The sequence below is a fragment of the Streptomyces sp. NPDC031340 genome (assembly GCF_055569945.1).
The window spans coordinates 40,663-50,548 of the sequence record NZ_JBVIIE010000066.1; the positions used below are offsets into that span (position 1 = coordinate 40,663).

Annotated in this window: 7 protein-coding genes and 1 pseudogene; 6 read left to right on the top strand and 2 right to left on the bottom strand. The window is 71.3% G+C overall.

Annotated features, from left to right (window positions below; genetic code table 11):
• Positions 1–22 precede the first annotated feature (22 nt).
• Together ACZ5GT_RS34995 and ACZ5GT_RS35000 are read right to left on the bottom strand one after the other, a co-directional pair.
• On the bottom strand, positions 23–3,664 hold the full coding sequence (locus tag ACZ5GT_RS34995; RefSeq protein WP_469034515.1) for a SpoIIE family protein phosphatase: 3,642 nt from the start codon (positions 3,662–3,664) through the stop codon (positions 23–25).
• A gap of 3 nt (positions 3,665–3,667) precedes the next feature.
• On the bottom strand, positions 3,668–3,874 hold the full coding sequence (locus tag ACZ5GT_RS35000; protein ID WP_469034518.1) for a hypothetical protein: 207 nt from the start codon (positions 3,872–3,874) through the stop codon (positions 3,668–3,670).
• A 184-nt stretch (positions 3,875–4,058) separates the two neighbouring features.
• Here ACZ5GT_RS35000 and ACZ5GT_RS35005 point away from each other — a divergent pair, with 184 nt between their 5' ends.
• The 6 genes and pseudogenes from ACZ5GT_RS35005 to ACZ5GT_RS35030 all read left to right on the top strand — a co-directional run bounded on the left by ACZ5GT_RS35005 (position 4,059) and on the right by ACZ5GT_RS35030 (position 9,688).
• On the top strand, positions 4,059–5,147 hold the full coding sequence (locus ACZ5GT_RS35005; RefSeq protein ID WP_469034520.1) for a sulfite oxidase: 1,089 nt from the start codon (positions 4,059–4,061) through the stop codon (positions 5,145–5,147).
• A 202-nt stretch (positions 5,148–5,349) separates the two neighbouring features.
• Entirely contained in the window at positions 5,350–5,652 is a 303-nt protein-coding gene (locus ACZ5GT_RS35010; RefSeq protein ID WP_469034522.1) for a MarR family winged helix-turn-helix transcriptional regulator, read from the top strand.
• 230 nt (positions 5,653–5,882) lie between these two features.
• The gene (locus ACZ5GT_RS35015; protein ID WP_469034524.1) at positions 5,883–6,182 is read left to right on the top strand and encodes a DUF1540 domain-containing protein; all 300 of its coding nucleotides are present in this window, start codon (positions 5,883–5,885) and stop codon (positions 6,180–6,182) included.
• A gap of 573 nt (positions 6,183–6,755) precedes the next feature.
• Positions 6,756–7,658: pseudogene (locus tag ACZ5GT_RS35020) on the top strand (non-reducing end alpha-L-arabinofuranosidase family hydrolase); the annotation flags it as partial.
• A gap of 223 nt (positions 7,659–7,881) precedes the next feature.
• Positions 7,882–9,300 (top strand): DEAD/DEAH box helicase, encoded by a 1,419-nt coding sequence (locus tag ACZ5GT_RS35025; RefSeq protein WP_469034526.1) that lies wholly within the window; start codon positions 7,882–7,884, stop codon positions 9,298–9,300.
• Between the two features lie 130 nt (positions 9,301–9,430).
• Positions 9,431–9,688: a DUF5302 domain-containing protein gene (locus ACZ5GT_RS35030; protein WP_469034528.1), complete on the top strand. Its 258-nt coding sequence runs from the start codon at positions 9,431–9,433 to the stop codon at positions 9,686–9,688.
• Positions 9,689–9,886: the final 198 nt, after the last annotated feature.

Here is a 9,886-nt window from a genome sequence, read left to right on the forward strand (position 1 = left end):
CCTTTCTATCGTTTCTGGGTGGTCAACCACCAAGCGGCCGAGTCGGTTCGCCGGGCGTCCCCGGTGCCGCCTGCTCGGCCCAGATGACCTTGCCGTCCTTGGTGTAGCGGGTGCCCCAGCGCTCGGCGAACTGGGCCACCAGGAAGAGGCCTCGTCCGCCCTCGTCCGTGCTGGCCGCGTAGCGCAGATGCGGCGAGGTGCTGCTCTGGTCGGAGACCTCGCAGGTGAGCGCACGGTCGCGGATCAACCGCATCGTGATGGGCCCGGTGGCGTGGCGGATGGCGTTGGTGATCAGTTCGCTGCAGATCAGCTCAGTGGTGTCCACGAGGTCCTCCAGTTCCCACTCCGTGAGCCGGGCGGAGACGGCGGCGCGTACCCGGCGGACGTCGGCGGGGGCGCGCTCCACGTCCCACTCGGCGACCTGCCCGGGGCCCAGCACCCGCGTACGGGCGACGAGCAGTGCGATGTCGTCGCTCTGGAACTCCGGGAGCAGGACGGCGAGCACGGCGTCGCAGGTCTGCTCGGGCGACCGGTCGGCGCGCGCCAGCGTCTCGCGGAGCAGCCGCAGCCCGGCGTCGACGTCCAGGTCGCGGTGCTCGACGAGGCCGTCGGTGAACAGGACGAGCCTGCTGCCCTCGGGCAGACGCAGCTCGGCGCACTCGAAGGGCAGTCCGCCGATGCCGAGCGGAAGGCAGGGCGGCACGTCCAGGAACTCCACCGTCCCGTCGGGCCGTACGAGCGCCGGCGCCGGGTGGCCGGCGCTGGCGATGGCGCAGTCGCCGGACACGGAGTCGTAGACCGCGTACAGGCAGGTGGCGCCGGTCAGGGTGGTCCGGTCGCCGGCCGCGATCGCGTCCTGGTCGATGAGGGTGACCAGCTCGTCGAGGTGGCTGAGGAGCTCGTCGGGCGACAGGTCCAGGGGGGTGGAGAAGTTGTGCACGGCGGTGCGCAGCTGCCCCATGCTGGCCGCGGCGTGCAGCCCGTGCCCGACGACGTCGCCCATCACCAGCGCCACCCTGGCGCCCGGCAGCGGGATGACGTCGAACCAGTCGCCGCCGACCGCCTGCGCGGGAAGGTAGCGGGAAGCGACCTCGACGGCGTTCTGCTCGGGCAGCGCGCGGGGCAGCAGCCTGCGCTGCAGCGCCACGGCCAGGCCGTGCTCGCGGGTGTAGCGGCGTGCGTTGTCGAGGGAGACGGCGGCCCGGGAGGCCAGTTCGGCCGCGAGGGAGAGATCGTCCTGGTCGAAGGGCTCGGGTTTCTCGGAGCGCCAGAAGTGGACCACGCCCAGCAGGACGCCGCGGGCGGACAGCGGCGCCGTGATGAGCGAATGGATTCCGTAGTCCATGACGCGGGAGCCGCGCGCGGGATCCAGTTCCACCTCCTGCCATTCCGTGTAATCACGGAGCCGCGGCACCAGGGTCGCCAGGCCGCTCTCGACGGCGCGGGCCTGCGGCGAGGACGGTGCGAAAGTCATCTCGTCGCCGACGGCGAACAGGGGAGCGTCGTCGCGGATGCCGCTGAAGGCCACGCGCCGCAGTCGCCTGCTGCCGGTGCCCATGCCGTTCATCCCCGGTTCCTCTTCGCTCAGCACGGACTCGGCGAGGTCGACGGTGACGTAGTCGGCGAAGCGTGGAACCGCGACCCGCGTCAGCTCTTCGGCCGTACGGGTCACGTCGAGGGTGGTGCCGATGCCGCCGGTCGCGTCGTACAGCAGCTTCAACCGCCACCGGACCAGCTCGACCCGCTTCGACGCCTCGCCGATCATCTCCATCACCACATCGGTGCCGAGCTCCTCCTCTCCGGCCACCGTGGCGACCGCGAGCCGCGCGGACGCGGCGCCCACCGAGCCGGCGAGCTGGGCCTCCGCGTGATGGACCAGCTCCGGCGGCGCTTCGGCGGCCGGCGAGTCGGGTCTCCTGCCGGGGTAGGAGCACAGCGCCCGCCGGGCGCCCTCCGGCCCGAGGAAGCGCTCCAGCAGGGTCTGCAGTTCGCCGACCGTGGCCCGGACCTTCCAGTGCCGCTCCCTGACCGGCTCTTCGCGGATCTCGACGAACTGCTCCGCCTGCGCCCGCTCGGCGGCGTCCGGCCGGTCCGCCAGGGAGACCGCGACGTACCCGCCGAAGTTCAGCAGGACGCTCCAGAACATCGCGTGGCTGATCGGGTCCATCCCCGCCACGCCCAGGAGATGCTGGGGCCGGAGCAGCCCGATGCCGAACGGGCCCTCCCGCAGGAGCGAAGCGGACAGCAGCCCGGCATCGGCGAACGTCGGCAGCACCAGGGTGTACAACCACACGGTGAACCCGGCCACCAGGCCGGTCAGCACGCCCCGGCGGGTACCGCCCTTCCAGAACAGGCCGCCCAGGACGGCGGGCGCGAACTGCGCCACGGCCGCGAACGACACCAGGCCGATCGACACCAGCGCCGTCGCCTCGCCGGCCAGCCGCAGGTACGCGTACCCGAGCAGCAGGATCAGTACGATGCTCGCCCGGCGGATGCCCAGCACCAGCCCGGCGAGGTTGTCCCGGTGCGCCAGCCGGGACCTGGTGCGCAGCAGCAGCGGCATGACGAGGGAGTTCGACACCATGGTGCTGAGCGCGATGGTCTCGACGATGACCATGCTGGTGGCCGCGCTGAGGCCGCCGATGAAGACCAACAGTGCGAGCGCGTCCTGGCCCCCGGCCATCGGCAGGGTCAGCACATAGGTGTCGGCGTCGACGGCCTTGCCGAACCGCAGCAGCCCGCCGGCCGCGATCGGGAGCACGAAGACGCTGATCACGAGCAGGTACAGCGGGAACAGCCAGATGGCCCGTTTGAGGTGTCTGTCGTCGACGTTCTCGACCACGCTGATCTGCCACTGCCGGGGCAGCAGCACGATCGCCAGCATGGACAGCACCATGAGCCACACCCACGCGCCGTAGCCGGTGTGGTCCCGCAGTGTGAACAGCCTGGTGAAGCCGGCGTCCGAGGCCCGGGAGAACAGGTCGTGCGGCCCCCCGAACATCCAGAAGACCACGAAGAACCCGGCCGACAGGAACGCCAGGAGCTTGACCACGGATTCGAAGGCGATGGCGGCGACCATCCCCTCGTGCCGTTCCGTCGCGTCCAGATGACGGGTGCCGAAGACCATGGTGAACGCGGCGAGCACCAGCGCCGCGTACAGCCCCGTGTCCTGGAGCAGCGGGATGTGGCTCACTTCCGGGGCGGGGGTGACCTCGGGATGCCGCCGGACGACCGCGAAGGTGACGGAGACCGCCTTGAGCTGCAGCGAGATGTAGGGAACGACCCCGACCACGGCGATGATCGTCACCAGGCAGCCCAGCGCGGTGCTCTTGCCGTAACGGGCGGACACGAAGTCGGCCAGCGAGGTGACCCGGTGCCGGTGGCTGATCCGGATGATCCTGCGCAGCACCAGCCAGCCCAGCGCGAGCATGAGCGTCGGCCCCAGGTAGATCGGCAGGAAGCCGACTCCGGCCCTGGCGGCCCAGCCCACGCTGCCGTAGTAGGTCCACGAGGTGGCGTACACGCCGAACGACAGCGCGTAGACCGTGGCGTTGTTGATGACGCTCCGGCCGGAGTCCGCCCGCCGGTCACCGTAGAAGGCCACGGCGAAGAGCAGGCCGAGGTACCCGGCCGACACGGCGACGATGACCCAGGTCTGGAGCACGGCCTACCCCGATCTGCCGCCGATCACGGCGACCAGACCGATCACGACCGCCCAGACGAGAAACAGGTAGGCCGCGAGAACGGGGACGCCGAGAACCTGGCCCATCCGGTCGAACCGCGCCAGGAACGGCGGAACCATCAGCACGAACCCCGCCGCCGCCACGGCCGCCAGGCGCAGACCGAGCTGCTCGTCGTCCCGCGACTCCGCCATGAGCCGCCTCCGCATCCTCGATGTCACGCTCTGCGAGTACGCCCGAATTCGCGCGATGTCATGCCGCGACGTCGACCGGCGCCGTGGTGACGCCCGCTCTGCTCAGTGCAACACGGCACCGGGACGCCCGCTACCTCGCCGGACCGCCCCCGACACTCGCTGCGGGACGGGGTACACGTCGGCCATGGGGTTGTGGGACAAACAGGACGCCATGGTGGTGCACGAGCGGGAGCCGTTCAACGCGGAGCCGCCGCCCGGCGTGCTCGCCGGGAACCACGAGACACCGGTCGACGCCTTCTACAGCCGTAACCACGGCCCGATCCCGGACATCGATCCGGATGCGTGGCGGTTGCGGGTCGACGGTCTGGTCGAGCGGCCGCTGTGGTTGTCCCTGGACGAGCTGCGGTCGAGGTTCGACGAGGCCGAGGTCAGGGCCACGCTCCAGTGCGCGGGCAATCGGCGGGCCGGTCTGCTGGAGGTCCGTGACATCCCCGGTGAGGCGCCGTGGGGGCCGGGCGCGGTGTCGACGGCTCGCTGGCGCGGCGTGCGGCTGGCCGATGTCCTGGCTGAAGCGGGTCCGCGCCCGGAGGCCGGGCACGTCGCCTTCGAGGCCCCTGACGTGTCGCGCTCGGCCGACCCTCCGCAGTCCTACGGCGGTTCGATCCCGCTGGGCAAGGCGCTCGGGCCGGAGGTGCTGCTGGCCTGGGCCATGCAGGACCGTCCGCTGCCCCGCGTGCACGGGGCGCCGGTGCGGGTGGTGGTGCCCGGGTGGACCGGAGCCCGCAGCGTCAAATGGCTGACCCGTGTCACGGCCCGGGCGGAGCCCTCGGCCAACTACTTCCAGGCCGTCGCCTATCGCATCCTGCCCGCCGACGCCGATCCCTCCGGGGCGCGGCCGGGAGACGGCATCTCCCTCGGCCCGCTCGCGGTGAACTGCGACATCCTCGGTCCCGGCGACGGCGCACGTCTGCCCGCCGGGCCGACGCCGGTCACCGGGTACGCGCAGGCCGGTGACGGCCGCACGATCGCGCGGGTGGACATCTCGCTGGACGAGGGAGACTCCTGGGCGCGGGCCGAACTGGACGGGCCCGCGGAGCCCTGGGCCTGGCGGCACTGGCGTACCACGCTCGCTCTGCCCGCGGGGGAGTCGGAGATCACCGTACGGGCCTGGGACTCCGCCGGCACCGTCATGCCCGAGTCGCCGGCGCACCTGTGGAACCCCAGGGGCTACGCCAACAACTCCTGGGCACACGTCCGCGTACGGTGCGGATGACGTGCCGCGAGCGGTGGACGGACGCGCTTGCCGCGCGCTTCCGGGCCACCGGAAAAGCGACGCCGACAGAATATTTCGGTGACCGATCCAAACTGGGACGCGTGGCCACCGGTACCGGGCCGCACCCGTCGAGGAGGCGCCTGACCACCCTGCTCACCGCCGAGCGGCCCCGCCCCGAGGGGATACGTTCGCGGCCGTATGCGTGGTGGCTCGCCGTCGGGACGGTGTGCTGAGCACGGTCAGTGGCCTGATCGGCCAGATGATCGCCGCGGGGCTGGTGGTGCGCGACGTGGACGCGGCGGACCGCAGGGCCTCCGTCGTCACTCTCACCGACGCCGGCCGCGAGAAGCTCGCCGCCTGGACCATCGCCCACGAACGTCGTATCGACGCGGCTCTCGCCGCCCTCGACGAGGGTGCTCGAGCGGCCATCAGCGGAGCGCTGCCCGCTCTGTTCCGGCTGGCCGAGAACCTGGGCGAGCCGTCCGGCGGCGAGACCGGGGACTGACGCCCCCCCGAGGGCTCGACCCCGGCCGGCGTGCGGCGGCCCGGCCGGCGTGCGGCGGTCCCCGTTCGGGGGCCGCAGCCCCGGGGGCGTTGCCCTGTTCGGCCGACGTCCGCTGGCCGTCGGCTGGGCTGACGGCCATGCTCGACCAGGTGGGCCCCATGCCCACGTCAGCGCCTGTCCTTCGCGTCGAAGAGCCCGACAGGCATACCGCCGCGGAGGAGACCGTCGTCATGGAAATGCCCGTCGTGAGCGAGTGCGCGGTCGAGAACTGCGCCTACAACCGGGACCGCGCCTGCCACGCGCTGGCCATCACCGTGGGAGACACAGCCGGCGTGGCCGTCCGGCACGCGCACTGCGACACCTTCACCACCTCCACGGCCAAGGGCGGCGACCCCTCCGCCACCGGACGGGTCGGCGCCTGCAAGATGTCGGACTGCCGGCACAACACCGAACTGGAGTGCCGCGCCCCCGGCATCACCGTGGGCTACCAGCAGACCGACGTCGACTGCCTGACCTACGCCCCCGCCTGAATCCGCCAGGCGCCCGTCCGTCGCTCAGGTCCCATTCCCCGCTGCCTCACCGGACCGCCCCCGCCTGCCGCCCGCTGCGCGTCCACCCGGCCGCGAATATTTCGGCGATCGCGTCGAATCTTGCGGGAAGGGTTGACGCCGCTCACCGGACTCCTATCATCCAAATTGCTCGACAGTCCGACCCTTGTTCGATATTGCGAACGTATTCATAGTTGCTCCACTCGCAGGGCGGGGGGCGTCCGGGCCGTGCGCCCGCCGGAACGGCCGAGTCGATGAGGAGTATGTCGCCTTTCAATGTCATGAACGCGTCATAGTGCCGTGCTGAAAGGTGCCGGGAGGCCGCAAGGGGCCGCCCAGGCTCTCACGTCGCTGCGAACGGAAGCACATCGACAGTCCGGACGGCCTCTGCCGGGGCCGGCCGGAACCGCTTACCCAAGAAGATGAGAGGCCCTCATGCGCAGAGGAAGTTTCAGCCGCAAACGTCTGTCTGTCGTGCTCGCTGCCGCGGCCGCGGCCCTGGCCTCGTTGGCGGGGACGCTCGTCGCCGGTCCGGCTCAGGCGGCCGTCACCGCGTGCTCCCTTCCGTCGACGTACCGGTGGACGTCGACGGGTGCGCTGGCGCAGCCGGCGAACGGGTGGGTCTCGCTGAAGGACTTCACCAACGTGACGTACAACGGCAAGCACCTGGTCTACGCGTCGAACGTGTCGGGATCGTCCTACGGCTCGATGATGTTCGGTCCCTTCACGAACTGGTCGGACATGGCGTCGGCCGGCCAGACCGGGATGAGCCAGTCGGCTGTGGCGCCCACGCTGTTCTACTTCGCGCCGAAGAACATCTGGGTGCTGGCGTACCAGTGGGGTGCGTGGCCCTTCATCTACCGCACGTCCAGCGACCCCACCAACCCCAACGGCTGGTCCGCGCCGCAGCCGCTGTTCACCGGCAGCATCTCCGGCTCCGGCACCGGCCCGATCGACCAGACCCTGATCGGCGACGGGCAGAACATGTACCTGTTCTTCGCCGGTGACAACGGCAAGATCTACCGGGCGAGCATGCCGATCGGGAACTTCCCGGGCAGCTTCGGCTCGTCGTACACGACGGTGATGAGCGATACGACGGCCAACCTGTTCGAGGCGGTGCAGGTCTACAAGGTCCAGGGCCAGAACCAGTACCTGATGATCGTCGAGGCGATGGGCGCGAACGGGCGCTACTTCCGCTCCTTCACGGCCTCCAGCCTGAGCGGCTCGTGGACCCCGCAGGCCGCCGGCGAGAGCAACCCCTTCGCGGGCAAGGCCAACAGCGGCGCCACCTGGACCAACGACATCAGCCACGGCGACCTGGTCCGCGACAACCCCGACCAGACCATGACCGTCGACCCCTGCAACCTGCAGTTCCTCTACCAGGGCAAGTCCCCGTCCGCGAGCGGCCCCTACAACCAGCTGCCCTGGCGGCCGGGTCTCCTCACCCTGCAGCGCTGACCTGCCTGACTCCACGGTCGCGTCGGACCCCGTCACGCTGACCGGCACCCACCGCATTGAGGAGCCCCGGCCGTGCACCGGCCGGGGCTCCTCTGCTCTGTGTTAACCTGACGCGTTTGCGTGGTCGTCGCGGTGGGCGATTCTGCCTGATCGGTTCCCTTGCCCGTGGGCCGTTCACACCTGCCGGGCCTTCCTCGGTACGTTCCTCTGCGGAAGGCTGTTCATGAAGCACCCCGACGACTCCGGCATCGCTCCCGGCGGTTCCGCCCGGCCGGAGGCCACGACCCCGGGACTGCCCCCGGCCGCCTCCTTCGCCGCTCTCGGACTGCCGGTGGAGGTGCTGCGGACGCTGAGCGGACTCGGGGTGCGTGAACCCTTCCCGATCCAGGCCGCCACACTGCCCGATGCCCTGGCGGGGCGCGACGTCCTGGGACGCGGGCGCACCGGATCGGGCAAGACGCTCGCCTTCGGCCTGCCGCTGCTGACCCGTACGGCCGGGCGGCGCGCCGAACCGAAGCAGCCCCTCGCTCTGATCCTCGTGCCCACCCGGGAGCTGGCCCAACAGGTCGCCCAGGCGTTGGAACCGTACGCCGAGGCACTGCGGCTGCGGACGGCCACGGTCGTCGGCGGCATGTCGATCGGCCGGCAGATCACCGCGCTGCGTGAGGGAGCCGAGGTGGTCGTCGCCACCCCCGGACGCCTGCACGACCTGATCGAGCGCAACGCCTGCCGTCTGGGACGCGTCAGGATCACCGTGCTCGACGAGGCCGACCAGATGTGCGACCTGGGATTCCTGCCGCAGGTTGCCGCCGTGCTCGACAAGGTGCACCCCGACGGTCAGCGGATGCTGTTCTCGGCCACCCTGGATCGCGACGACGTCGATCAGCTGGTCCACCGCTATCTCCACGACCCCGTCGTCCGTTCGGTCGACCCGTCCGCGGGCACGGTCACCACGATGGAGCACCACGTGCTGGTCGTCCACGGCCCCGACCGCTACGCCGTCACCACGGAGATCGCCGCCCGCGACGGCCGCGTACTGCTGTTCCTCGACACCAAGCACGCCGTCGACCAGCTCACCCGGCATCTGCGGGCCAGCGGCGTGCACGCCGGGGCCCTGCACAGCGGCAAGTCCCAGCCACAGCGCACCCGGACCCTGGCGCAGTTCAAGAACGGGCAGATCACCGTTCTGGTGGCGACCGATGTCGCGGCCCGTGGCCTGCACGTCGACAACCTCGATCTCGTGGTCAACGTCGACCCGCCCACCGACCCCAAGGACTATCTGCACCGGGCGGGCCGCACCGCCCGCGCCGGTGAGTCCGGCAGAGTGGTCACACTCGTGCCGTCGGGCCTGCGCCGCGAGACGAGCCGGATGATGGCCGCAGCAGGCATCGAGGCGACCGTCACCAAGGTGCGCTCGGGCGAGGCGGAGCTGAGCCGGATCACCGGCGCCAAGGCCCCCTCCGGGACCCCGCTCGACGGCGGGCCCGCCGTCTCCCGGCCCAAGAACACCAACATTCCCTTCCGCGGCCTCGGCACCGGCAAGGACACCTCGCGCGGCGCCGGCGGCAAGTCCCGGAAGGCCGGCGAGGCCCGCAAGCTCGCCGAGGCCCGCAAGGCCGCCCTGGTGCGCCGCAACGGCTGAAAGCCGTTGCCCCGGCGGCGACTTGAGAGCCGTACCCGCCGAAACGGCGCGGGAAGACGTCGCCGGCGTCCGCACCGCGCCCGGCATGACAAGCTGTGCTTGCTCCACCCCCCGAACCCAGGAGGTCACCATGACCGCAGAGCCCGCGTCCACAGAAGGTTCGTCCACGGAAGGTTCGGAGCCGGCTGCCCCCGAGGCGCCCCCGCTGGCGCCGGACAGCGACGGCAACTACGACCTCAAGCGCAAGTTCCGCGAAGCACTGGCGCGCAAGCGCGGTGCGCAGGCGGACGCCGCCGATGCCGCCAACAACCCGGACGCGTCGAAGGTGCGTGCGGCGCACGGGCCGGCCGCGAGCCAGCGGTCGTTCAGGCGCAAGAGCGGCGGCTGAGCCGGTAGGCCCGGGCGGCCCGTCCGTGACGCACGGCAGGGCCGAGGTCACCGAACCGTGGTCGCCTTCACGACATGGGCCGTGTCCGGCCGGCGGAACTGACCTCTGACGTTCGGCCGACGCACCCGTGCCCGAGCGGGGGGGGGGGGGGGGGGGGGGGGGGGGGACCCGGGGGTGGGGGGGGAAAAGGAAAAGAAC